Source organism: Emticicia sp. GW821-FHT11C11 (assembly GCF_058808615.1).
Genome location: NZ_JBXARV010000003.1, coordinates 282937 through 306595 on the forward strand (window position 1 = coordinate 282937; position 23659 = coordinate 306595).

The 23659-nt window shown below is 42.3% G+C and carries 23 protein-coding genes; 12 read left to right on the forward strand and 11 right to left on the reverse strand.

The window, feature by feature from the left end:
- Positions 1–231: 231 nt before the first annotated feature.
- Entirely contained in the window at positions 232–606 is a 375-nt protein-coding gene (locus AC1RRY_RS16370; protein ID WP_492822652.1) for a VOC family protein, read from the forward strand.
- Here AC1RRY_RS16370 and AC1RRY_RS16375 read toward each other — a convergent pair.
- Positions 585–1259: a lysoplasmalogenase family protein gene (locus tag AC1RRY_RS16375; protein ID WP_492822650.1), complete on the reverse strand. Its 675-nt coding sequence runs from the start codon at positions 1257–1259 to the stop codon at positions 585–587. The two genes, AC1RRY_RS16370 and AC1RRY_RS16375, sit on opposite strands and share 22 nt — an antisense overlap.
- 194 nt (positions 1260–1453) lie before the next feature.
- Here AC1RRY_RS16375 and AC1RRY_RS16380 point away from each other — a divergent pair, with 194 nt between their 5' ends.
- Positions 1454–1864: an OsmC family protein gene (locus tag AC1RRY_RS16380; protein ID WP_492822648.1), complete on the forward strand. Its 411-nt coding sequence runs from the start codon at positions 1454–1456 to the stop codon at positions 1862–1864.
- A 126-nt stretch (positions 1865–1990) separates the two neighbouring features.
- Here AC1RRY_RS16380 and AC1RRY_RS16385 read toward each other — a convergent pair whose 3' ends face one another.
- From AC1RRY_RS16385 to AC1RRY_RS16415, 7 genes are all read right to left on the reverse strand, one after another.
- Positions 1991–4840 carry a PVC-type heme-binding CxxCH protein gene (locus tag AC1RRY_RS16385; RefSeq protein ID WP_492822646.1) on the reverse strand — a complete coding sequence of 950 codons (2850 nt, stop codon included), beginning with the start codon at positions 4838–4840 and terminating at the stop codon, positions 1991–1993.
- 47 nt (positions 4841–4887) lie between these two features.
- Positions 4888–6144, reverse strand: a complete 1257-nt coding sequence (locus AC1RRY_RS16390) for a glycosyltransferase family 4 protein (RefSeq protein ID WP_492822644.1) — start codon at positions 6142–6144, stop codon at positions 4888–4890.
- A gap of 1 nt (position 6145) precedes the next feature.
- Entirely contained in the window at positions 6146–7315 is a 1170-nt protein-coding gene (locus AC1RRY_RS16395) for a glycosyltransferase family 9 protein (RefSeq protein ID WP_492822642.1), read from the reverse strand.
- A gap of 15 nt (positions 7316–7330) precedes the next feature.
- Positions 7331–8155, reverse strand: a complete 825-nt coding sequence (locus tag AC1RRY_RS16400) for a DUF5672 family protein (protein WP_492822640.1) — start codon at positions 8153–8155, stop codon at positions 7331–7333.
- A 34-nt stretch (positions 8156–8189) separates the two neighbouring features.
- Entirely contained in the window at positions 8190–8951 is a 762-nt protein-coding gene (locus AC1RRY_RS16405; RefSeq protein ID WP_492822638.1) for an SDR family NAD(P)-dependent oxidoreductase, read from the reverse strand.
- 28 nt (positions 8952–8979) lie between these two features.
- A complete protein-coding gene (locus AC1RRY_RS16410) occupies positions 8980–9732 on the reverse strand; it encodes an SDR family NAD(P)-dependent oxidoreductase (RefSeq protein WP_492822636.1) in 753 nt (250 codons plus the stop codon).
- Between the two features lie 202 nt (positions 9733–9934).
- Positions 9935–10702, reverse strand: coding sequence for a class I SAM-dependent methyltransferase (locus AC1RRY_RS16415; RefSeq protein ID WP_492822634.1), 768 nt, complete (start codon positions 10700–10702; stop codon positions 9935–9937).
- 99 nt (positions 10703–10801) lie between these two features.
- Here AC1RRY_RS16415 and AC1RRY_RS16420 point away from each other — a divergent pair, with 99 nt between their 5' ends.
- Positions 10802–11161, forward strand: a complete 360-nt coding sequence (locus AC1RRY_RS16420; RefSeq protein WP_492822632.1) for a hypothetical protein — start codon at positions 10802–10804, stop codon at positions 11159–11161.
- 128 nt (positions 11162–11289) lie between these two features.
- On the forward strand, positions 11290–12147 hold the full coding sequence (locus tag AC1RRY_RS16425; protein ID WP_492822630.1) for a universal stress protein: 858 nt from the start codon (positions 11290–11292) through the stop codon (positions 12145–12147).
- Positions 12148–12858: 711 nt separating this feature from the next.
- On the opposite strand, the gene AC1RRY_RS16430 is transcribed toward AC1RRY_RS16425, so the two are convergent.
- The gene (locus tag AC1RRY_RS16430; RefSeq protein WP_492822628.1) at positions 12859–13002 is read right to left on the reverse strand and encodes a hypothetical protein; all 144 of its coding nucleotides are present in this window, start codon (positions 13000–13002) and stop codon (positions 12859–12861) included.
- A gap of 210 nt (positions 13003–13212) precedes the next feature.
- Between AC1RRY_RS16430 and hisS the strand changes: the two genes are divergently transcribed.
- Genes hisS through AC1RRY_RS16445 form a run of 3 tightly spaced genes read left to right on the forward strand, consistent with a single transcriptional unit; the run spans position 13213 to position 16024 of the window.
- Positions 13213–14574, forward strand: coding sequence for a histidine--tRNA ligase (gene hisS / locus AC1RRY_RS16435; protein WP_492822626.1), 1362 nt, complete (start codon positions 13213–13215; stop codon positions 14572–14574).
- A 5-nt stretch (positions 14575–14579) separates the two neighbouring features.
- Complete coding sequence (gene mltG / locus AC1RRY_RS16440; RefSeq protein ID WP_492822624.1) at positions 14580–15617, forward strand: endolytic transglycosylase MltG; 1038 nt, start codon at positions 14580–14582, stop codon at positions 15615–15617.
- Complete coding sequence (locus AC1RRY_RS16445; RefSeq protein ID WP_492822622.1) at positions 15617–16024, forward strand: acyl-CoA thioesterase; 408 nt, start codon at positions 15617–15619, stop codon at positions 16022–16024. The genes mltG and AC1RRY_RS16445 overlap by 1 nt, the downstream gene beginning before the upstream one ends.
- A 203-nt stretch (positions 16025–16227) precedes the next feature.
- Here the strand turns inward: AC1RRY_RS16445 and AC1RRY_RS16450 are convergent, their stop codons facing one another.
- Positions 16228–16989 (reverse strand): biotin--[acetyl-CoA-carboxylase] ligase, encoded by a 762-nt coding sequence (locus AC1RRY_RS16450; RefSeq protein ID WP_492822620.1) that lies wholly within the window; start codon positions 16987–16989, stop codon positions 16228–16230.
- A gap of 157 nt (positions 16990–17146) precedes the next feature.
- Here AC1RRY_RS16450 and rsfS point away from each other — a divergent pair, with 157 nt between their 5' ends.
- Both rsfS and ftsH read left to right on the forward strand, forming a co-directional pair.
- On the forward strand, positions 17147–17557 hold the full coding sequence (rsfS, locus tag AC1RRY_RS16455; RefSeq protein WP_492822618.1) for a ribosome silencing factor: 411 nt from the start codon (positions 17147–17149) through the stop codon (positions 17555–17557).
- Positions 17558–17652: 95 nt separating this feature from the next.
- Positions 17653–19686: an ATP-dependent zinc metalloprotease FtsH gene (gene ftsH / locus AC1RRY_RS16460; protein WP_492822616.1), complete on the forward strand. Its 2034-nt coding sequence runs from the start codon at positions 17653–17655 to the stop codon at positions 19684–19686.
- Between the two features lie 103 nt (positions 19687–19789).
- Here the strand turns inward: ftsH and AC1RRY_RS16465 are convergent, their stop codons facing one another.
- Complete coding sequence (locus tag AC1RRY_RS16465) at positions 19790–20215, reverse strand: hotdog fold thioesterase (protein WP_492822614.1); 426 nt, start codon at positions 20213–20215, stop codon at positions 19790–19792.
- 162 nt (positions 20216–20377) lie between these two features.
- On the opposite strand from AC1RRY_RS16465, the gene AC1RRY_RS16470 reads away from it, so the two are divergent.
- The 3 genes from AC1RRY_RS16470 to AC1RRY_RS16480 all read left to right on the forward strand — a co-directional run bounded on the left by AC1RRY_RS16470 (position 20378) and on the right by AC1RRY_RS16480 (position 23074).
- The gene (locus AC1RRY_RS16470; RefSeq protein WP_492822612.1) at positions 20378–21013 is read left to right on the forward strand and encodes a histidine phosphatase family protein; all 636 of its coding nucleotides are present in this window, start codon (positions 20378–20380) and stop codon (positions 21011–21013) included.
- A 153-nt stretch (positions 21014–21166) separates the two neighbouring features.
- Positions 21167–22264: a sensor histidine kinase gene (locus AC1RRY_RS16475; protein WP_492822610.1), complete on the forward strand. Its 1098-nt coding sequence runs from the start codon at positions 21167–21169 to the stop codon at positions 22262–22264.
- A 69-nt stretch (positions 22265–22333) separates the two neighbouring features.
- Positions 22334–23074, forward strand: a complete 741-nt coding sequence (locus AC1RRY_RS16480) for a LytR/AlgR family response regulator transcription factor (RefSeq protein WP_492822608.1) — start codon at positions 22334–22336, stop codon at positions 23072–23074.
- Positions 23075–23659 lie beyond the last annotated feature (585 nt).

Consider the following 23659-nt stretch of genomic DNA (forward strand, 5'->3'; position numbering starts at 1 on the left):
TGAGCAATTTTGTCTGTATTTTGTCATTCCGGAGTATTGTCTTTCGTTTCCTTCACCGGTATAGTGAACCAGCGATAGTCAGAGAGGCTTTATCTGGATTGCAACCGGAAATTGTTTTATCAGACGCAGTTAAATAATTGTTTTTATTCGCTTATATTTCGCTGTTTTTAGATACCTGACGTATTACAGGATATCAGAATTATTCAGATCAACCGTTAAAACCTGAAAACCATGAGTTCTCCTCTTCTGGGTCTCCGGACGACCATTTATAAAGTAAGCAATCTTGACGAAGCCAAAGCTTGGTATAGCCGTGTATTTGAAATTGAACCTTATTTTGACGAACCGTTTTATGTAGGTTTCAACGTAGGTGGGTATGAGTTAGGTCTGGTACCCGATGAAAAAAACGAGGGTAAAACTGATGGCGTTGTTACCTATTGGGGCGTGCAGGATGTGCAGAAAGTAACAAGCCACCTGCTGGAAAATGGTGCTACTCCATACGAAGAGCCCACTGACGTAGGTGGGGGAATCATAGTGGCGACTGTAAAAGATTTATGGGGAAATGCCGTGGGCATTATCTATAACCCTCATTTTTCAGTTGGCGCATAGAAATTTCTGAAGGTTTTGGTGACACCCATAAAAATGGAGAATTGCGCAATGAAATAGAAAAATTTCTGTACATAAACATGATATGAAACCCTAACAATATACATAAAGTAAACCTCGCAACCAGTAAGTATGGCAAATGCAAGCGCGCCGCATAAAAACCACAGATAACTGCTTCTATTGGTTTTGCGCATTAATGCCGTAATATAGAGCAATGTCAGAAAAACCATGTATATCAGCGATGCAAAGAAATAGGCAGAGTCGATATTTGGAGAGGCGATTAACACAGGAGAAATGATTATCAGAGTACTGACAATGACTTTCAGTAGTTCCTGCCATGAGGTCCCGAATACGGCTTCACGGCGTACAGTAGCTATATAAAATGAATAACTGAGCATGTACAGTATAAGTGAAATAGACTGGAAGATTTCGCCGTTGAATTCAAAGGCAATGTCGGCAAATGTGGCAAAAACCAGCCCAAGGCTATAAGTATAGTCTTTTAGTTTATACTCGTTTCTTCTATAGTAATAGTAAAAAGACAATAAACAAAGCGGAGGCAAGGCGCTCGCATAATTGGGAGCATCTGTATTAAAAGCATAAGCAGCAGTGTCACTCAAACAACTGAGTAAAAAAAATAGTTGTAACCTTAAAGGCATTTTTAACGGAGAGAAATAGCAATTGTAAGGCAAAAATATTAATTTTTTTTAATTTTTAAAAAAATTAAAAAAGCTCAGGTTCAATACTTTACGAAATTGGGCTGCTGTAATGGTATTAATTTCTTAAAGTTGAGGGGCAGCAAAAGTGCTAACTTTGCCTTGAAAGTTTTCTACATTTAAAATATAACATCGAAATGAAAAGACATGCAACCGCCGTATGGCAGGGAACAGGTAAGGAAGGTAAAGGCCACCTGACCACACAAAGTACAGTATTGAGCGAGACTCAGTATTCTTTCAATTCTCGTTTTGCTGAAGGCGTTGGTACTAATCCGGAAGAACTCGTGGCGGCCGCCCATGCCGGATGCTTTACCATGAAATTAAGCTTTAATCTTTCCGGAGAAGGTTTTGTGCCTGAAACACTGGAAACCAAATGTGATATTACTTTTGAGAACGGTGAAATTACACTTTCGCATCTGACCCTGACAGCTAAAGTACCGGATATTTCAAAAGAAAAATTTGATGAACTGGTAGCAGATGCAGAGGCCAACTGCCCGATATCGAAGTTACTGAATACCAAAATAACAGTTGATGCCACTTTGGCGTAACCGGTTTTATGAGCATAGTAAGCTGATAATTGATGCATCACTTCACTCTCCGGAGGTTGTCTTCTACATAGAAGACAACCTCTTGTTATTTTAATAAAAGTACAACTATTTTATAGCTTCATTCTTTTACTCTTCCAGTGGTAGTTTCAATAAATATCCGGCCAGGTCAGATAAATCTTTTTCTTTCAGACCCATTGATGAGGGCTCGGGCATCAGGCTGTTTTTGAGTTGCTGGCGGCTAGCAATGTTGGCCTTTTTTATGCCGGTTAACCGGCCCGCTACATCTTTCAATGTAAGGGTTTCGCCATCGCCCACCAGAAAACCGTAATAGGTGTTTTTATCTTTGGTGGTGATAATCCAGGGTTCGTAGCCAAACGCCATAGAAGCTGACGGATTCATGATGGCATCCAGCAAGGCAGATTTATCGAATTTCTTCCCCATAGTAGTTAGTTCGGGGCCAATCTCGGCGCCTTCTTTATCAAACTTATGGCAGGTTGCACAGTTTTTTCTGAAAACCTCATAACCATTTTTCAGGTCTGATGGCATGTCAAGTGCCAGATTAAACGACAATCCTTTGCCGCCAGGTCTCGGGAAATAATCACCGGCCATCATACGGATGGATTTATCCGGGTTATTGAAGATATGCTGCGCTACTATCTCTCTTACTTCTTTCGGAATTTTCGATTCTCCGGCTAGGCTCAGCAGTATTTTACCACCGTTTACATCATTAGCCAGTTTTTCTGCTGCCTTTTCTCGCGCTGCTTGTGGCTGGGTTTTATCCAGCATCTGTTTCTCAAAAGCCAGTATTTGCTTTTGTTGAGCCGAAAGCCTGCTGGTAGCCGATTTCTCCCAGTCTGCCAGATTAGCCCAGTCGTTGGCTTTTCTGAAGTTAACCCACCAGAAAGCCTGCGCTGATACGTCTGGCAAAGGGCTTTGTGTCAGTGAGAGCATGGCAGACACCGCGCTTTTGTCTTTTATAAAAGCCAGAGCCGTTATGGCCTGCTTTCTATTGTTTTCACTTAAGCTGCGTGCACTGGCTCTTATTTTTAAATCGTTTACGGCTTCGACCGGATGCAAACGCCAGATGAGTGTAGCTGTGGCGTCGTTCCAGGTGGCAGGGTCTTTGGCTAGGGTAGGTCTTAGGGCCAGATAATAGGCACTTTCTTTGCCGTCGAGCGCCTGGCCGATGGCTTCAGTTTCAAAGCGGTCGGTGCCGCTATGCGCTTTTACCAGATTATCTATAATGCCTTTGGTGTCTGCCAGTGGCAGGTCGCGCAGGGCAATGGCTACTTCCCGCCTTACCGCTATATGTTTATCGGTCGATAACTTTGTGGCTTCCGGCTGTATAGAATTTTTAACCTGTCTCAATGCTCTGAAAGCCGTAATTTTGAGCGCTGCATTATCGGTATCCAGTATTTTTTCTACTTCTTTTATACCGTCAGTTCCCATTTTTGATAACAACCACACGGCTCTTGCCTGCACAAAAGGGTTGGTGTCAGTCAATAATTCTTTTACGGCTTCTACCTGCTTACCGTTACGGAGTGCTTCAAAGCCCAGATTTCTTACATTGATGGCCGGATTCTTCAGTGCTTCTATCTGTCCCTGAACAGTCGATACGTCAATGCGGGGCGGTGTAAGTTTTTTGCCTTTGGGGGTAATTCTGAAAATACGTCCGTGCGCCTTTTTATCGTGCATGGCATGGCCTCCTACTACGGGGTCATACCAATCGGCCACATAAAGGGAGCCGTCGGTACCTACTGCAATATCACTCGGGCGAAACCATTTCCGGGCATCGTTGCTGGCATCATGCCAGATGTAGTGGTCGTCAGTTTTAGGAAAAGAGCTGATAAAGTTATGCCTTTGCATATGGAAACCACCGCCTTGTATAACGGGCTGGTAAGAGAAAATCACATTCCGGCCTGCTTCACAACTCAGTAGCATGCCCCGGTATTTTTCGCCCAGGGCATCGCCTTCATAAAACACAACACCGGTAGGTGAGCCCGCGCCAGAATTGTCAATGGCGGGTTGCACACCTGGGTCGTCCTGATGCCAGTGTGCAGTGAACATATCCTGGCCGGGTCGACGGTCGGCCTGCCAGAAGCGCGTGCCGTCGGCACTGAAATAGCCTGCATTGCCACCTTCCATCAGGTAGCTAACACGGCAGGTAATCACCTGGTCGTCGTTATCGTTCTGCCACATATTGCCGTAGGAGTCGAGGCAAACTTCATAGCTGTTTCTGAAATTATGCCCCATTACTTTCAGGTTTTTGCCTTCGGTGTCCATTCTCAGTGCTAGTCCGCCTACCCAGATGCGGCCGTCGTCAGACTTCTGATTACCCTGATTGGATTTGTTATAGGGTGTGCCACCTGTATAGCTACTGCCCGAGCGAAGTGCCCAGCCACTTTTATCGGTAACGTTATGCGGGCCGGCATTGCCTGTATTAAAATGCCAGTTACCATCCGGGCCTGCCGTGAGTGAATGTAGCGCGTGGTCATGGTCAATGCCACCAAAACCTGTCAGCAGAATTTCTTTCTTATCGGGTATGTCGTCACCGTTTTCATCGGTATACACAATCAGATTGGGAGCAGCCGATACAATCACCTTTTTACCTATCACTGCAATGCCGAGGGGCGCTACCAGGTCTTTGTCCTGCACAAAAACTTTCGATTGATCTGCCTTACCGTCACCATCAGTATCCTCCAGAATCATTACCCGGTCGCCTTTCTGTTCGTTATTGATGCGTTCGCCGGGCTTGGTATTGAAATTCCGGTAATCAACGGCTTCGGTTATCCAGATACGCCCCCGGGCGTCTACATCCATGTTAGTAGGATTGTGCAGCATAGGTGTTTCTGCCCAAAGCGTTACATCAAGGTCGTCGGGTACGTAAAGCTGATCTTTGTCGGGCACAAAGGCAGTAGCCAGCAGCAAAGCAAGGCTAAGCGGCAGAATAGCAGAGGCTTTTTCAGGCAAAAGCATTTTTTCAGTAAGGGGTTGAATATAACTTGTCTATACAAGAAATAAATTTAGCTGATTTGCCTGTAAATCTGAATATGCTGTTCGTTAAATTTTTTCCAGGAGAATTTCTGTGCCTGTACCAACGATTTTTCACTTAATGTATCACGCAGGGTTTTATTGCTGTACATTTTCAGCATGGCATTGGCAATGGCGTCTTCGTCAGTAGGTTCTATCAGCAAACCTGCGTCTTCTACCACTTCCGGTATAGAGCTGTTGTTAGATGAGATAACAGGCGTGCCGCATTGCATGGCTTCTAAAGGAGGTAAGCCAAAACCTTCATACAAAGAAGGATAGACAAAAGCCAGCGCAGAAGAGTATAAAGCTGCCAGATCTTGGTCGGGTATATAGTCGGTTACAATAATTCTTTCTTGTAAAATCGGATTTGCCCTTATTTCCTCAAAAATAGTGGCGAAGTCCCAGCCTTTGTTACCGGCCAGCACCAGGTTCAGGTCTTCTATTTTTTCTTGCTGAATCAGTTTAAGAAAACTTCTGATGGTTCGTTCAATGTTTTTTCGTGGCTCGAGTGTAGCCAGCGACAACAGGTAAGGTTTGTTGGCATCAATGCCGTATTTCTGAAGTACGCGTTCTTTTTCTGCGTTATCGAGTACCTGATAGAATTTGTCTTCTGAGGCTGCCAAGTGTACCACAAACACCCTGTCGGGCGATATCCCTGTTGCTTCGCAAAGGTCGTTTTTGGTGGCTTCTGATACACAGATCGGATGAGTGTCGCTGCTGATGCTATCGAGTATTTGATTCATGTTGTCGACGTTCCACTGGGCAAATAAAGACGGAAACAAGAGTGGAATCAGATCATGAATGGTAATTACTTTTCTGAGTTGTGGCAGCGAGCTTAATTCTTTCGGAATCGGGCGGAACGGTGAGTGATAAATATCATAGTTGCTTAAGGCGGCAAGGTCTAGCTGAGCCAAAGGTCTGATCCGGTCTTTTACATATTGAAATCCTAATTTGATTGTTTTCTGCGGCACAGACCGATAGGGGAAAGCAGAAAGAATGGCGTGTTCAAAATACGCATATTGCAGGTCTTTGCGTGTATTGAGAACAGAAATGGGTGTATTGGAATGAAGCCCTTTCAGATAGGCGATGAGGTCTGCCAGGTGTTGCGTACCAACCGTGGCTAATTGAATATCCGGGTTCTGGTTTAAACCATTAAACAGGGTATCTGCTACGCGGTATATCCCCGTCCGGGCTTGTTTGTAAAAAAAACCAAGACCTAACACATCACCTTCTAAAACAACTTTGTTCATATTACAATGCAGTATTTATTTTTTCCAGAATCAATTCTTTTACTTCGGGGGTCTCGGGGTTTTCCTGATATATCACTTCTACATTAGTGCGATCGAATGGCAAACCGACACTCGGTTTGTGATTATGTATAAGATATACCGACCAATTGGCCAACGGGAAAAAAGGATAGCCTGTTCCTTTATAGACAGCAATTGTTTTACAAAATACACAGCTCAGGTGTTCAGGAAAAGAATCCAGAGTAAGAGCAAAAGAAGCTTTTTCGGACAGACGGGCTATGTCGTGAATATTTATTTTTCCGGATGTATCCACAAGCCGGTCTTTAAACTGCGTATCTATCAATTGAATAATCTGCTGAGAAAGGTCTGTTTGTCCGCAGAAAAACACCGAAAGATTTTCCTTAAGCAGAACATCGTTCAGAATCGAAGCCCAGAAGGCACTTGAAAGCTGCTTGTGTTCTCCACCCGACTCGGGGAATACCAACAGATACGGGGCTGCCGGCAAGCTGATTTTCTGTTGAATCGATTCTATAGTAACTGTTGGCGCAATCGGGAAATACGGTTCTACATCAGCCAGAGTTCCCTCGATACCCATTTCACGCAATAGCATGAAGTACATATCAAAATGATGAAATTCACCTTCGGGCACATCAAACTCTTTATCCAGAAGCCCGCCCAGACCGCGTCTTGCAAATCCATAGGCTTTCCCGGTTTTTATAAATGGTAATACAAAATGTGCTACGGCGTCTGAATAACGGATATCGAAATAATAATCGTAGGTTTTTTGTCTAAGCAGTGGCAGGGCTTCGCGGAAAGTGCGGTAATGATCTTTGATTTTCTGCCAGCGTGATATTTTCTTACGGTTGGTCTGGTAATGATCAATATATATGATGCGGTCGATATAAGGATTATGCTGATTCACCGCCGCGCACCAGGTCGGCGCCAGCAAATCTATTTTTATATCGGGGTATTTCTTTCTGATGATTGGAAACAGATACGTAACGGTGAGGGCATCACCCATGTGCCCCAATGAAGCAATCAGCACACGTTTGGGTGCGGAAACGGAATAATTACGGATTCGTTTCTTATAAAAAAGTTTTGCGTATATATCCACAAAGAAATCCATAACGGTAAATGGGATGGTCTCTCGTGGGGTTCCACAGTATTTCCTCATAAATAGTCGCTTTTCTTATAATTCATATCCCAACGCGCGTATGTGCTGCTTCCAGAAATCTGTTCCGTAGATATCCCAGGCATGGCAGCCGAATGGTAAGCCATTGTTTAATTCATAGGCTTTTTCGGGCATGTGTTCTACCGCAAACTTTAAAGCCAGTCGCCAGTCGGGAATATGCAATTGCTGAAAATACCGGTTCAATTCAACACACCAGAACATGTCTTCGTTATAAGCCGGGTGTGCCTGAGCCAGTTTCAGGTATTTTTCAATTTTTTCACGATTCTCAGGTATCAGATTGAGCAATTTTTGTGTTTTTCTAAGAGAGAACCCGCCATTGCCTACTGTTCTTTTGGTGATAATCTCTTTCGGTCCATACTTGCCATAGCGCTGTTCTTTCAGATTCAGCCAAACGGCTATTTGCTTTTTCAGCTTCCATATCTGCTCTTGCCATTGGCTATCAAAATCTATTTCGATCCGCCACGGAGCGCCTATGTAATCGTAACCCAGGCTGCACCAGTAGGGCAGTTCGTCTCTGAACACAAAGGCATCTAATTGATAAATGAGCATGTATTCATGCGCTACGAAACGCGCATAGAATTCTTCTGACAACAACAGTTTGTTGTAGGTCAAGGTGCTTTTGAAATAGGCATCGTCAAAATTTTCGGTTGTAAGCTGAGGATATTTTCCGAGAATATGGGTCACGTTCAATGAAGCCGGTTTAACCAGCATAATCGGGTAATTTCCTAAAACCCTTATGCCCTGCTCAAGAGAGATGGCTTCATAGGGGCTGAGCTGCTCCTGATACACCGGAATAACTACACATGCACTTGTTGTTTTCAAACTGCTATACTTTAATCTCAGAAAATGTATACTATCAGATAATCGTTCCACCGTCAATCGAAAACAGCCCGCCGGTGGTATAACCGGAAGCCGCCGACGCCAGATACAAGGCCATGGGCGATATTTCTTCTACCGAACCCATGCGGGCAATGGGTAGGCGTTTGGTGAAATGAGCCAGTGTTTTTTCGTTGTCCCACAAAGCCTGGCTGAATTTGGTTTTAATAAGTCCCGGACAAATGGCATTTACCCGGATTCCGTCTTCGCCCCATTCTTTGGCCAATACTTTGGTAAGCATATTGAGCGAAGCCTTGCTCACGCTGTAAATACCCAGACCCGGGTCTGGCGTGTGCCCGGCAATGCTGCTGATGTTGATAATGCTGCCACCACCGCGGGCTTTCATAACAGGATGCACCATCTTCGATAACTCAAAGGGAGCTTTTACGTTTACCTGCATAATCTTGTCGAAGGCGCTTTCGGAGCAGTCAAGCGAAGGGCCATATACGGGGTTGGTTGCCGCGTTGTTCACTAATATATCTATACCACCATAAGTTTCAATGGTTTTTTCAAGCAACATTTGCAGTTGTGCTATCTCACCTGCGTGGGCAGCAATGCCTGTGCATTCACCACCTGATTCTTTTATCTCTTTAGCCAGCGCATCCAGATCGGCCTGTTTTCTACTGCTTATTACTACTTTGGCGCCGTAATCGGCAAATATACGGGCAATAGCTTCGCCGATACCTTTGCTGGCACCGGTAATAACGGCCACTTTGCCTGTTAAATCAAAAACGTTTTTCATATAGTTCAGTATAGGGTAGAATACAATCTTATTGCAAAATCAGGCCACCGTCGGCAATCAGGCTCTGGCCTGTAATGAAAGACGATTCGTCGGCCGCCAGATACAGAATCGCACTGGCTATTTCTTCGGGTTTACCGAAGCGTTTCATCGGTGTGGCATATTGAAGCGCTTCCAGATAGGCCATATCGGTGTCGGCGCCCTCCAGCATGGGCGTTTGCGTGAACCCCGGACAAACCGCATTGATTCTGATGCCATGTTTGGCAAATTCAATAGCTGCGGTTTTGGTCATGCCCACCACGGCATGTTTACTGGCAGCATAGGCAATGTGTCCTACCATACCCAGATGCCCTGCTACCGAGGCAATATTAACGATGTTGCCGCTGCGTTGCTCTACAAAATAGCGCAGGGCGGTTTTCATACACTGCCACAGCCCTTTTACGTTTATGTCTATAATTTGGTCGAAGTCGGCTTCCGGATATTTTTCGGTACGTATACGAGGCCCCAACACTCCGGCCGAATTCACAAGTATATCAAACCTGCCCCAGAGATTGATTGTCTGCGCAATCATTTGCTCAATCTCGTCGGCTTGGGTGACATTCACTTTTATGTAACTCATTCCATTGTCTGAACTACTCACTGCGTTGGCCAACTCGCCGTCAATGGTTTCTGACAAATCGGCCACCATTACTTTAGCGCCTTCGTTGGCAAATAAAACAGCCGCAGCCCGGCCAATGCCCGAATTACCGCCTGTAATGATAACTACTTTGTCTTTGAATCGCATGAGTTGAAGTCTATTTAGTGAATTAGTGATTGAGTGATTTAGTGATTGAATTGCGAATGATGAATTAACGATTGTTGCCTTTATGATTTAGCTGATTTTAGATTATAATCAATAAAGATGAATTCCGGAATCTGATAATTCATGATTCACTCATTCGCTATTCACAATTCAATCACTCATTCACACAATCACTCAATTAAAATCATTTCTCGCAAAAATAAATAATCTCTCCGGCTGGCAGAGCGTATCTTTCTACCAGTTCTTTCGGCATTTTTAGTACGAAATCATCTTCTGTTACTTTGAAACCCGCTTTCTCCAGTTCGCGGCCATAGTCACGGCCGAAGAGACGCAGGTGGTCGTTCTGCCAGAAAACCCGCTCGCGTTCACGTGGGTCGGTAATGGTTGGGTCTTCAAAAGTATGTTCTTTGGTCCAGTCCTGGGGTGATTGTATAATTCCCCAGCCTCCGGGTTTCAATACACGGTGAAGCTCAGACATGGCCTTGTGGTAATCTTCCACGTGCTCCATTACATGGTTACAGAACACGACGTCGAAAGTATTGGCTTCAAACGGAATTTCGTGGATATCCATCTTGACTTTCGCCAGTGGTGATTCAATATCGGCCGTAATATAGTCCAGGTTTTTCATGGCCTCAAAACGGTCGATAAAACAATATTCGGGGGCTACGTGCAGCACTTTTAGGTGTCTGGAGCTGAAAAAATCTGTCTTTTCTTTCAGATATAATGCCATCAATCGGTGCCGTTCAAGTGCGAGGCAATTAGGACACAATGCATTTTTGCGGGAAGATAAACGCCCATAGGGCAGGAACTTATCAAGCTTTACTTCACAAACCGGACACTCCACAGTATTTCCTTTCAGAATAAAAGTATAGACTTTAAGGGGAATATGGCTGAATAACTGAAGGTATTTTCTAGGAATAAAACGTAATAAAAAACTGATAATTTTGCCCATGCGATAAAGTTCTGACAGTACATCGTTGTAAATTAAGCCCAAAAATAACTATTTTTGTCTTCGCTTTTACACCAATATAAATAAAGATTCGATAAATTTATGGAAATAAAAAAACGGAAACCTCCGGGAAGAAGAATGTTGAAAAATATGCCCCTACGCATGAAATGGTTCTTATCGGCTACAGTCGGTCTGATGCTGGTAGGGTATGGCCTTTGTGTTTTCAGTGAAGCCGGGTATTTGAAGCACACAAATGCCCCTTTTATGAGATGGTTTCTGTTGGGCACTTACAGCCTTATTATGATCAATTCGGGGCTGGCTTTGTTTGGTCAGGCGGTGATTTTCAAAATGAGAATAGAGAACAGGAAGCTGATTAAGAACATTCTCAAAAACCGGGACAAAAAAACCAAAAAGACACTGACCATATCAAGAATTGAACCACCAAAACCAGGTAATCCGTAAGGCAATTTATCTGATTATGGCAAGCATATAAAATCCGGTCAGGTTCTATGAATTATTTCTGAACGGATTGATTTAATATTTGTTTTGAATTTATTAACTGCTGTTTAAATACCCTAGTATAAGTTTCAATGAAATTAGCTCAAACTGAGTTACAACTGGGCGTGCCCAGAAAAACTGTTATTCCTGTTGATTTAAGCGATTGTGCCGAGAAAGTCATTTCTTTTGCCTTTTTGATATCAGAAGAAATTTTTTGTGACTACACCATTTTTCATTGTCTTGAAAATGGCACTTCTGAAAGCGATGCCATAGACCGGTTGAATAATGCTTTAATGAATGTTCTGCACCAGCACCAGATTCTTCCACAAAGCAAAGTGACCATACATGTTGTTACCGGTAACCTGATTGAAGAACTACTGCAACTACATGCACGTGAAAACTTTGCCTCTATGGCTATTGGCACAGGGAGTAAAGCAGGTGCCCGGGAAATGGGCAGAAATGCAAAAAGTATTGTGATGCATGTACCGGTCAGAGTGTTGGCAGTGCCACCATTGGCCGATGTGCGATTCCCCAATAGTGTAAGTATATGGGTTGAGAAAATAGAGAAAGAAAGTATGGGTTTCTTTAATATATTTCAGGAGTTTGTAGGGTACTATAATGTTTTCCTGAATTTCGTTTTATTTGCCCAGGACAAGCAAATGCTGGAAGAAGAACGAAGAATGATTGATGAGTTCAGAGTTTTTTTTGATGAAACCATCACTGTTAGCTTTATAGTAGAGCAGGAGCAAACCTACCTGAATTTTCTGAAATATATAGAAAGTGTTATTTGTGATGCCGCAGTAATTGTATGGAATGAAGGGAAGACGGCATATCAAACCGCCAGAGAGCAGGATGTTATTTTTTGTAGCCCTCATAAGCCTGTATTGTTTCTGAACCGGGGCGAACTGAAAGACATAAAAGAACAGCTGGTTTTTGCCGAAGATTTATAACTAAAAAAGAGACATCCTAAAGTGTCTCTTTTTCATAGCAGAATATATTATTGCCTAAATAGTTATGCTATCATTCCTATTGAAAATTAGAGACAAGTGCTGGTTTTATACACATCAATTATATCCAAACGATTCTGAAATTAGTAATTTTAATGATTTCAGAATACGTTTTTCTATGTACTTTTTACCTCCGGTAATTTTACTTGTTGGCATCATCGCATGGTTTTTTAGTGTATTTTTAAATAAACCAAGAAAAATTGACAACAATGATTTCTATTTTATTCTGCCACTAGCTGTGATTTTTTTCCTAACATATAGATATTTATTTGAGAAGCTTTTTGAAAAACTAGCTAAGTATCCGTATAATAATCGACATGATTCAGGTTACCAAAAAAATAGAATATTTTGTGTTACATTAATTCTAGCAGAACTTATTGTTGTTTTTGTTCTTATTTTCCTTTTATTCAAAATCAGATATACAATTTCCGGATAAGTATTCTAAGTTTCCTTTATTCATAACCTAATAATTGTACGATTTTCATGATTCTCTTCTATGTCTTTGTAGATAACGGATATTGAGTATAGAAGTTTTGGTCAAATAGAAGCGTTTTAAATGCCTGAAAGCTTATTTACTTTTATCCCTATACCAAACTGTACAAAAAAAGAGACGCTTTCGGGCGTCTCTTTTTTCAGGGCAAAATATATTTTCAATTATTTCGCGAATTCTGCTTTCAAAGCTTCAACATCTACACGTTGAATATCAACTTTCAACGACAAACGTTTAATTTCGGCAATTCTGTTTTTTGCAATTGCCTGGTTTCTTTTTGCCTTACGTTTTAACTGTGTTACTGCCATTTTTTTAGATATTTTGGTCTCTAAAACCCTGAAAAAGGCCTCAGAGGTATTGAATGATTATATTTTAAAATCGTCCGGAAAGACTATGATACGAAATCAGGGTGCAAAGTTAAGAAAATCAGTGAACAATTAACAATTAACAATAAGTTTTTTACGCTAATTTTGCACTTGGAAATTTTCATCCAACATTTACATATCAGATACAGCAATATGAGTAAACCCGGTTTAGTAAGAGGCACGCGCGATTTCGGGCCATCGGTGATGGTAAAAAGGAATTTTATATTCGATACGATTAAACATACTTTTCAGAAATTCGGATTTCAGCCGTTAGAAACCCCCAGTCTTGAAAACCTGTCGGTGTTGATGGGCAAGTATGGCGACGAAGGCGACCAACTGTTATTTAAGGTATTGAATTCGGGTGATTATTCGAAGGACCTGGCACAGAAAGACCTGGACGAAGGCTATAAAAAACTGACTCATAAAATTTCGGAAAAAGGTTTGCGTTATGACCTTACCGTTCCTTTTGCACGTTATGTGGTTATGAACCGCAATGAACTGGCTATTCCGTTTAAGCGTTATCAGATTCAACCGGTGTGGCGTGCCGACCGTCCGCAGAAGGGGCGTTACCGTGAATTTTATCAGTGCGATGCCGATGTTGTGGGTACAGACTCACTCATTTGTGAGGCCGAAATTGTGCTCATGCTGCACGAAATTTTGCAGAATCTGGGTATTGCAGATTTCACTGTAAAAATCAATAACCGCAAGATTCTATCAGGTATTGCCGAAACCATAGGTATGAAAGGCAGTGAAGTACCGTTGACAGTAGCCATTGATAAACTCGATAAAATAGGCAAGGAAAAAGTAGAGGACGAACTGCGAGAAAGAGGATTTTCGGAAGAAGTGATAGAAAAATTGCAGCCTATTTTCAACCTGCAAGGCAGTAGTACAGATGTATTAAGCGGGCTGAAAGATTGGTTGAAAGATTCTGAAACCGGCTTGAAAGGCATTGAAGAAATGGAGAAAGTATGGAATCTGGTTAATGCTTTTGGCTTAGAGAATCCTAAAATTCAACTGGATATTACTTTGGCTCGTGGCTTGAGTTATTATACAGGTGCCATTTTTGAAGTAAAAGCCAATGGCGTGCAGATAGGTAGTATATCGGGTGGTGGCCGATACGACAACCTGACCGGCACTTTCGGATTACCGGGGCTTTCAGGCGTGGGTATTTCACTGGGTGTAGACCGTATCTATGATGTAATGGAAGAACTCGGCCTGTTTGGTGAGAATCAGGGCGTAACAACTCAGGTATTGCTGACCAATTTTGATGCTGAGGCTGAAAGTTATTCGCTTCCGCTATTGAAAAAACTCCGCGATGCGGGTATTAATGCAGAAATATATCCGGACCATGCCAAGCTGAGAAAGCAATTTGAATACGCCGACCGCAAGAAAATTCCGTATGTTTGCGTGGTGGGCTCTGAAGAAATGGCAAGCGGAGAGCTGACGCTGAAAGACATGCTGTCTGGCGAGCAAACAAAACTAAAATTAGAAAACATCATACAAAATTTGAAATAGCAGCTATGCTTAAAAACAGAAAAATCATTGCTTATACACTCGTAATAGTAACCACAATTGCTGCTACGCTTTCGTTCTATTTCTGGCAGGTGGCCAGTAGCTCGAACCTGAATGTAAAAGGTGAGAAATCGTTTGTGTTATATGTACCAACGGGCGGAACCTACAAAAACGTGGTTGATTCGCTGCATAAATACCGCATGATTCACGACGAAATCTCGTTCCAGTTTTTGTCAAAATGGATGGAATACCCCGAAAACGTAAAGCCGGGGCGTTATGAAATCAAGCCGAACTCAGGTAATAAAGCCATTATTTCGAAGCTGAAACGCGGCCAACAGGACGACGTAAGGCTGACGTTCAATAATATCCGCCTGAAAACAGATCTGATCAAAAAAATAGGCAGCCGGTTTGAGTTCAGCAATGAAGAATTGCTGGAGAAACTGAGAGATAAAGAGGTATGTGCCAAATATGGTTTCGATACCACCACTATAATGTGTATGTTTTTACCAAACACTTATTTTTTGCGTTGGACAACCACCCCTGATAAGTTTCTGGACAGAATGCACAGTGAATATAAAAAATACTGGACCGAGGAAAAACTCGCAAAGGCGAAGTCAATCAACATGACACCGATAGAGGTGGCAGTAATGGCTTCCATTGTGCAGTCCGAGACCAATAAGAAAGACGAAATGGCACGAGTAGCAGGGTCTTATATTAACCGGATGGCCATCAGTATGCCGCTGCAGGCCGACCCGACCGTGAAATTTGCATTGGGTGATTTTAGTCTGAAACGCATCATGGAGAAGCACCTGTTTATTAATTCGCCATACAATACCTATCGTAATACAGGTCTGCCTCCCGGCCCTATTGCCCTGCCGGAGCCCGTGGCTTTAGACGCCGTGCTTAACTACGAGCGCCATAAGTATATTTATTTTTGTGCCAAAGAAGACTTCTCGGGGTATCATAACTTTGCCGAAAACTATAACGATCACCTGAAAAACGCACATATCTATCAGGAGGCACTCAATAAAGCTAAGATTCGCTGATGTATCAATTTGACTGGCAGTACCGCATCCGATATGCCGATATCGACCAGATGGGTTATATGTATTATGGCAATTATCCACGCCTATATGAAATCGGTCGGGTAGAGGCTTTGCGTTCGCTGGGGCTCCGATATCGGAGCCTGGAAGAAATGGGCATTATGATGCCCGTATACGAATGCCGTTCAAGATACATACAACCGGCCAAGTATGACGATCTGGTTACCATCAGGGTTATTATTAAAGAGCTGCCCCGGGCGCGTATTGTCTTTTATTATGAGATTTATAATGAAGAAAACGTGCTACTTCATACCGGCGAAACCACTCTTGTATTTGTGAAAATGGCTACCAACCGCGTAACCATCTGTCTGGACGAGATATTAGATAGATTGAAGCCGTATTTCTCTTGAATTGAGTGAATTGGAGATTGAGTGATTGTGTGATTGAATTTCGAATGACGACTTAGCAAATTGTGCAACTTTGAGTACTTTGTGAACATAGCGGCCAATAATGCAAGCAAATAAGGGATTACACAATGTACACAATGCGGCTCAATGATAGTTCAAGCCCAATCACTAAATCACTCATTCACTAAATCACTCAATCTCCTTCCCTATATCTCAAACGCTATTTCTTTAAAATCGAAGTATTTTATCTCTCCATCAACCTCAAGCATCAAAGCACCGTTGTCGGCTATGCCAACTATTTTTCCGGCGAATCGCTCACCTTTGCTGATATAGTAATGCGTTTCTTCAAACCGATACAGGTTTTGAAGAAACTGTTTTTTCTGCTCGGCAGCATGGCCGTTTTTCAATTGCAGGTAATATTTTTCCAGGCATTCGCAGAGTTCGCCCACCAGCTTTTCCAGGTCAAACTCATCCTGTTGGGTGGCTAGCCTTAAAGAAGTAATCCTGCTATTGCTGAAGGTCAACTGGTTGATATTGACTCCTATACCAACAATGGAGTGGCCTATCCTGCTGCCTGACAGACTATTCTCAATCAATATGCCGGTTATCTTCCGATTGCCTACATAAATATCGTTCGGCCATTTAATGCGCACGCCTTCGGCGATGTATTTGCTCAGAAACAAATGTACTCCCAATGAAACGGCAATGTTGAGACTAAACTGCGAAGCAGCAGGTAGGAAATCCGGTTTCAGTATGACAGACATGGTAATGTTCTGGCCGGGTAACGTTTCCCAGCCGTTTCCTCTTTGTCCGCGGCCGGCGGTTTGGTCAGAAGTTATGACAACGGTGCCATCAAAAATTGGTTTGTTTTGAATTTTTTCGGCGGCAACATCGTTAGTAGAATGACAACTTGGCAGATAGATTATATTTTTGCCAACAAATAGAGTTTTGGGCTGAAAATTGTTCAAATTTTATTAATTTAGCGTTTGGAGTATAAAATACTGTTATTTTATGCGATTAATGTCTATCTTTAAGAAATAAATAATTGTTATATTCTGATGTATGCCGGGGGCGTTGTTTCTGAAAATGTTTCAACAAGCGGCATATTTCATGCAAAATTAAAAGATGATCAAAAAAAATAAAGAACTTTCCGGTGAAGAGTTATGTCGCTTAGTTGTGCATGGCATGTTAGAGAAAAAAGCGGCCAACATTGTGGTGATGGATTTAAGAAACGTGAAAAACGCAATTACTGATTTTTTTGTTATTTGTTCGGGAAATACCGATACACAAATTGATGCGATTGCTACTTCTGTAGAAGGCGAAACGATTAAAGCTTCAGGAATACACCCTTGGCATCAGGAGGGAAAACAAAACAGAGAATGGATTTTGCTTGACTACGTTGATGTAGTTGCGCATGTTTTCAGAAAAGACCGCCGCAAATTCTACGACTTGGAATCGCTGTGGGGCGACGCTGAACTAACTGAAATTGCTGAAAGCATGGAACCAGAACCCCAGAACCAAATACTAATAGATTGACGATTTAACAGTGAGAACCTTTACAGTTTAAGCAATTGTATGTAAAGGTTTTCGGTATTAATAATAATTGCATTAAACTTTGAAAAAATAAGAACATGTCAGAAAACAGTAATGACTCCCCAAGAAAAAAGCCACAGAATAGTGGTGGAGGCGGGTTGCAGGGTTGGATTGTAGCGGTTATTATTATAGGTATTGTGGGCTTTTTGCTTTACTCGAGGCAGGCAACTCTTGCACCAATTAAATATACCGAGTTGGAACAAATGATTTTGCAAAAAGATGTAAGAACCATAGCTGTTGTTGATGGAAACAAAACAGTTGAGATTACCCTTACACCAGAAGCTCTTCAGAAACCTGAATACAGAAAAGAACTAGGCAATAATCGTTTTACAGCGAACGGACCGCATCTGAAACTGGATGTGGTATCGGTTGAATCTTTTATGCGCGACTACACAGAGTTTTTAAAAACCGCGCAGGTTGAAGAAAACTACAAAAGAACACTATACCCGGAAAGCATTGAAAGACAGGATATTATGACAATGGTATGGCAATTGCTGCCGTTTATTGTTGTGTTGGGTCTGATGTATTTCCTGATGAGCCGTATGGCAGGTGGTGGTGGCCCCGGTGGCGCTATTTTCAATATCGGGAAGTCGAGAGCGGCTTTGTTTGATGCCGACAGTAAAGTAAAGATTACTTTTGCCGATGTGGCAGGTTTGATAGAAGCCAAAGAAGAGTTACAGGAGATTGTTGACTTTCTGAAAACTCCGAAAAAATATACAGAGCTGGGAGGGAAAATCCCGAAAGGTGCCTTGTTAGTAGGCCCTCCGGGTACAGGTAAAACCCTATTGGCAAAGGCCGTAGCAGGTGAAGCCAGTGTGCCTTTCTTCTCGCTTTCAGGGTCTGATTTCGTTGAAATGTTTGTGGGTGTAGGTGCCGCTCGTGTACGTGACCTCTTCAAACAAGCCAAAGAAAAAGCACCTTGTATTATCTTCATTGATGAGATTGACGCCGTAGGTCGTTCACGTGGGCGTGGTGCCATGCCAGGAGCGAACGACGAGCGCGAAAATACATTGAACTCACTGTTAGTAGAAATGGACGGTTTCGGTTCTGATGCCGGTATCATCATTCTGGCTGCTACCAACCGCCCTGATGTACTTGATTCTGCTTTGATGCGCCCGGGTCGTTTCGACCGCCAGATTAGTGTGGATACACCTGATTTGATTGGCCGTGAAGCGATTTTCAAAGTGCACATGAGACCTTTAAAATTGTCTGATTCAATAGATATTAAAAAACTGGCGGCCCAAACACCGGGTTTTGCCGGAGCTGAAATTGCCAACGTTTGTAATGAAGCCGCCCTTCTGGCAGCCAGACGTGGCAAGAAATCAATTGATATGCAGGATTTCCATGATGCCATTGACCGTGAGATTGGTGGTCTGGAAAAGAAAAACAAGTTGATTTCACCAGAAGAAAAAGAGATTGTAGCCTATCATGAAGCAGGCCATGCAGTAGCAGGCTGGTTTCTGGAGCACGCCAATCCTTTGGTAAAAGTAAGTATCGTGCCACGTGGTATTGCCGCTTTAGGATATGCCCAGTATTTGCCTAAAGAACAATATCTGTACCGTACCGAACAGCTTTTTGACGAAATGTGTATGACCCTGGGTGGCCGTGCGGCTGAAGATGTGGTATTCGGAAAAATTTCTACAGGTGCTTTGAGTGACCTTGAGCGTGTAACCAAAAGCGCTTATGGCATGACAACCGTTTATGGTATGAACGCACGTATCGGTAACGTATCTTTCTATGATTCTAAAGGACAAGGCGAGTATACATTCACCAAGCCGTATTCAGAAGAAACAGCAAAGATTATTGATGAGGAAGTAAAGAAACTCATCGAAAGCGCTTACGAACGCACCAAAACTCTTTTGATTGAAAAACGTGAACAACTGGAAGTTATCGCGCAGGAATTGTTGAAGAAAGAAATTATTTATCAGTCAGACCTCGTAGAGATGATCGGTAAAAGACCTTTCGAGAAACTGACCAACTATCAGGAGTTTATGGATAGCGATAACCCTGTAACAGAGAAAGAAGAAGACAAGAACGATAAAAGCGAAAAACCGGTAGAGGAGAAAGTGTAAGAGTCGCTTGTGTTTCATACATATAAAAGGCTGTTCTAATTTTTAGAACAGCCTTTTGCTTTTTACACAATACAAATCAAATGACTGACGGAAATTAGCAGGGCTATTTAGCGTTGATAACAGCCACTGTGAATCGCACTACACAAACCAGTTTCTGCTCTTCGTTCGTGATTTTTATATCCCACAGGTGGGTGGTTTTACCGATGTGCAACGGATTAGCCTTGGCATATACCCAATTGCCGGCACTGACCGGGCGAACATGATTGGCGTTGATCTCAAGCCCTACGGCTCGTTGGGTTATGGGGTCGTCTAAGGTAAGCACAGAAGCAATGCTGCCGAGTGTTTCAGCCAATGCTACCGATGCGCCACCGTGCAGAATACCAAAGGGCTGTGTAGTGCGGTGGTCAACAGGCATACGGGCTATTACGTGGTCTTCGCCCAGTTCTACAAATTCTATACCCAGGTGGTCGCCCATCGAATTGGTATTGATTTTTTTCAGTGCTTCAAAATCAAGGTGCTTTTTAAACATGGTAATTATAAGTTAATGTTGTTTTCTTTAAAAAATCCTAAAACTGTGCCCTGATAAGGCCAGAATTTTCGTAAATTTGCACATATTTTATGATTGAATCCTAAAACTAAGTTTGTTTCGGGAAATTTAACATTTTATCTGATTAATCTAAAACCTACCATTTTGTCAGTAAAAACGATTTATCTGATTCGCCATGGAGAGACGGAATATAACCGCATGGGAATTGTTCAAGGGAGTGGAGTTGATGCAGACCTCAATGATATGGGGTATACACAGGCGCGAGCTTTTTTTGAGGCCTATCAGGAGGTGAGTTTCCACAAGATATATACCTCGAAACTGCGCCGGACCGTGCAGAGCGTACAACATTTTATTGATTTGGGTATACCTTATGAGAGCCTGGAAGGGCTGAATGAGATAAGTTGGGGAGAGAAAGAAGGGAAAACGCCGAATTATCAGGAAGACGAATCATTTCTGGATGTTTTACGGAGGTGGAAATCGGGCGAAACCCATGTCCCTTCAGCTAAAGGCGGTGAGTCGCCGGAAGATGTGGCAACCAGACAAAAAGAAGCATTTGAACAGATTTTGTCGCGTCCGGAAGAAGAGATGATTCTGGTAGCCATGCATGGCAGGGCAATCAGAATATTATTGACGCACCTGTTGAATATGCCCCTTGCCAACATGGATGATTTTGAACACAGTAATCTTTGTTTATATAAATTAGTGTATTCATATCCGGACGGTGCCTTCACGCTTGAAGTAAGCAATGATGTTTCTCATTTATTGGTTCTTGCTGAATAGTCATTCTTCCGCTTATAGAATCATATCTCCATTAATGTAGAAAAATCTCATATAGTGTCTTTTTGCTTTATTTTTATGATATTTGAGAAGCTATTCGATTCTGAAGAATTGTGGCACGTAGAAGTTTTCTTTTAGTGTATAGTCTTTTTTTTAATGAATAAGAATAAATTATATTGGTTTTTTCAGATTTCGGGATGGTCGTTGTATAATCTCAATGAGGTTTTTGCTTACAGCATACAATACGGCTATGACCACGATATGGTCTTTAATGCCCTGGCCAATATCATTTTGTCTATATTGCTCACTCACCTTTTTCGGATAGTTGCCAGAAGATTTAATTGGGGTAAACTACACTTACCACAGCTGGCTGTAAGGGTAAGTTTAGGCGTTTTATTGATGACTTTCATAATGGTAGCGGTCAATTTGCCTCTGGATACGAAATACGTAGGCGAAATGCTGAGGGCAAATCCTATTCTGGTTATTGAGTATCCTATTAATCTGGCCAAGCCTTTTCTGGTATGGGCACTCATTTATATGTTTTACAGGCATTCAGAGGAAAGACGCCAGCGAGAGGTGGAAGAAGTAAAGCTGAAGTCGTCAATCAAAGAAACTGAAGCCAAAGTGCTACGGGCACAGATGAACCCCCACTTTATGTTCAATGCCCTGAACAGTATCAGAGCATTGGTACTGGAAGATCCCACCCGCGCACAGCAGGGTATTACGCAGTTATCTAATATTTTACGTAGCTCATTATTGGCCGACAGACGAAAGACAGTGTCGCTGAAAGAGGAATTGCGTACCATAGAAGATTATCTGGCGCTGGAAAAAGTACGCTACGAAGAGCGTCTGCAGACAAAATGGGATATAGCTCCTGAAACACAGAACATACAAGTGCCACCCATGATGCTGCAAACGCTGGTAGAAAATGCCATTAAACACGGCGTGCAAAAGGCTATTAACTGGGGGTTTGTGGAGATAAATACAAGTATATCAGATAGTAAACTGTTTATAAAGATACGTAACACCGGACAATTGCAAGGCACAGAGTCGAATTCGGAGTCTGGTGGGTTCGGTCTGAAAAATACGGTACAACGCCTGGACTTGTTATATGGCAGTGAGGCATCGTTCAGAATTTTTCAGGAAGATAACCTGACGGTATGCGCTGAAATCATGATTCCGCTGAGCGGAGCAGAGATAAAAAGCCCGGGTCCGGATGTTAAAAATACCACGCCCGCCACAACGGTTGCGTAAAAGATATTAACCTCAATAGTATTCACCAATTAATTACTCATCGCACCGGCGACCCGGTCAAAATTTACGATGAAAGCACTTATTATAGATGATGAACGTTTAGCACGTAATGAATTGCGCAGGTTGTTAGAAAACTTTCCGAAAATTAATATAATAGGAGAGGCAGCCAATGCCGACGAAGCCCTTAACCTGATTGATGAGCTGCAACCTGAACTATTGTTTCTGGATATTCAGATGCCGGGTAAAAACGGCTTTGAACTGCTGGAAGCCATTGAGGGAAAAGTACCTGAGGTAATCTTTACAACTGCGTATGACGAATATGCCCTGAAAGCCTTTGAATTTAACGCACTCGATTACCTGATGAAGCCTATCGACATGCAAAGGCTGGCGGAGGCGATTCAACGCGTGGAAGAAGAACAGATGCATGAAGTTGAGCGGAAGGAAGGCATAAAGCTATTGGGCGAAAGCGATCAGGTGTTTGTGAAAGACGGTGAAAAATGCTGGTTTGTGAAATTGGGCAGGGTGCGTTTGTTTGAGTCGATGGGTAACTATGTGCGGCTACACTTTGACGATCAGAAGCCGATGATTCTGAAATCGTTGAATAGCCTCGAAGAGCGTCTGGATCCGAAAATATATTTCAGAGCCAATCGTAAGCATATTATTAACCTGGCATGGATTGATAAGATTGAGCCGTGGTTTTCAGGCGGTTTATTAGTAACACTGAAACACGCCGAGAAAACCTCAAACTCTGAGAAAATAGAAATATCACGCCGTCAGGCTATCAAGTTTAAGGATTTGATGAGTTTGTAGCGGATGAAGATAGTAGAGGAATCCCTTCAGGATGATATGTCAGGTATATATCATCCTGACGGGATTTTTACATATATATACTATGGCTGCAAATGAAGTAGTAGAGACGCAATGCATTGCGTCTTTGGCAATGCGAAGTAAACGATGCATAAAGCTGTACTGAATGCACCTAAAGCCAAACAGATAAATAACCAGATTTGTAATTATCCTATATCAAGCAGTGATTATTTATAAAAATCAGCCTAAAATAGTTCTGGTATTATACTTATAAAAAATAAATGAAAATATTCATAATATTGGATTTTTGGGAGGAATGCCAAATAATCTATTAAATTGATGTAGCTACACAGGTTATTTGATATTTCTAATAATTCAACGATAGAATATTTGAACCGGAAAATGGTTTCGTAAAATCGTTTGAACTTTGAGCGCTGAATTAATTGATTTAAAATTGTGTTGTAGCTTCATAGTTCTAATACAAACAAGTTCAGTTTTTACGTTAATTGTTTATTAAGTACATATTGATTTATTAAGAATTTGATAACCGAAAAGACTGCAAAAGTATTTTCTGAAATTTGTAAGAAA

Excerpts from the sequence above, each read along its gene's own strand:
- AC1RRY_RS16370 (WP_492822652.1), top strand. The coding sequence starts at position 232 with ATGAGTTCTCCTCTTCTGGGTCTCCGGACGACCATTTATAAAGTAAGC.
- AC1RRY_RS16375 (WP_492822650.1), bottom strand. The coding sequence starts at position 1,259 with ATGCCTTTAAGGTTACAACTATTTTTTTTACTCAGTTGTTTGAGTGAC.
- AC1RRY_RS16380 (WP_492822648.1), top strand. The coding sequence starts at position 1,454 with ATGAAAAGACATGCAACCGCCGTATGGCAGGGAACAGGTAAGGAAGGT.
- AC1RRY_RS16385 (WP_492822646.1), bottom strand. The coding sequence starts at position 4,840 with ATGCTTTTGCCTGAAAAAGCCTCTGCTATTCTGCCGCTTAGCCTTGCT.
- AC1RRY_RS16390 (WP_492822644.1), bottom strand. The coding sequence starts at position 6,144 with ATGAACAAAGTTGTTTTAGAAGGTGATGTGTTAGGTCTTGGTTTTTTT.
- AC1RRY_RS16395 (WP_492822642.1), bottom strand. The coding sequence starts at position 7,315 with ATGAGGAAATACTGTGGAACCCCACGAGAGACCATCCCATTTACCGTT.
- AC1RRY_RS16405 (WP_492822638.1), bottom strand. The coding sequence starts at position 8,951 with ATGAAAAACGTTTTTGATTTAACAGGCAAAGTGGCCGTTATTACCGGT.
- AC1RRY_RS16410 (WP_492822636.1), bottom strand. The coding sequence starts at position 9,732 with ATGCGATTCAAAGACAAAGTAGTTATCATTACAGGCGGTAATTCGGGC.
- AC1RRY_RS16415 (WP_492822634.1), bottom strand. The coding sequence starts at position 10,702 with ATGGGCAAAATTATCAGTTTTTTATTACGTTTTATTCCTAGAAAATAC.
- AC1RRY_RS16420 (WP_492822632.1), top strand. The coding sequence starts at position 10,802 with ATGGAAATAAAAAAACGGAAACCTCCGGGAAGAAGAATGTTGAAAAAT.
- AC1RRY_RS16425 (WP_492822630.1), top strand. The coding sequence starts at position 11,290 with ATGAAATTAGCTCAAACTGAGTTACAACTGGGCGTGCCCAGAAAAACT.
- AC1RRY_RS16430 (WP_492822628.1), bottom strand. The coding sequence starts at position 13,002 with ATGGCAGTAACACAGTTAAAACGTAAGGCAAAAAGAAACCAGGCAATT.
- hisS (WP_492822626.1), top strand. The coding sequence starts at position 13,213 with ATGAGTAAACCCGGTTTAGTAAGAGGCACGCGCGATTTCGGGCCATCG.
- mltG (WP_492822624.1), top strand. The coding sequence starts at position 14,580 with ATGCTTAAAAACAGAAAAATCATTGCTTATACACTCGTAATAGTAACC.
- AC1RRY_RS16445 (WP_492822622.1), top strand. The coding sequence starts at position 15,617 with ATGTATCAATTTGACTGGCAGTACCGCATCCGATATGCCGATATCGAC.
- rsfS (WP_492822618.1), top strand. The coding sequence starts at position 17,147 with ATGATCAAAAAAAATAAAGAACTTTCCGGTGAAGAGTTATGTCGCTTA.
- ftsH (WP_492822616.1), top strand. The coding sequence starts at position 17,653 with ATGTCAGAAAACAGTAATGACTCCCCAAGAAAAAAGCCACAGAATAGT.
- AC1RRY_RS16465 (WP_492822614.1), bottom strand. The coding sequence starts at position 20,215 with ATGTTTAAAAAGCACCTTGATTTTGAAGCACTGAAAAAAATCAATACC.
- AC1RRY_RS16475 (WP_492822610.1), top strand. The coding sequence starts at position 21,167 with ATGAATAAGAATAAATTATATTGGTTTTTTCAGATTTCGGGATGGTCG.
- AC1RRY_RS16480 (WP_492822608.1), top strand. The coding sequence starts at position 22,334 with ATGAAAGCACTTATTATAGATGATGAACGTTTAGCACGTAATGAATTG.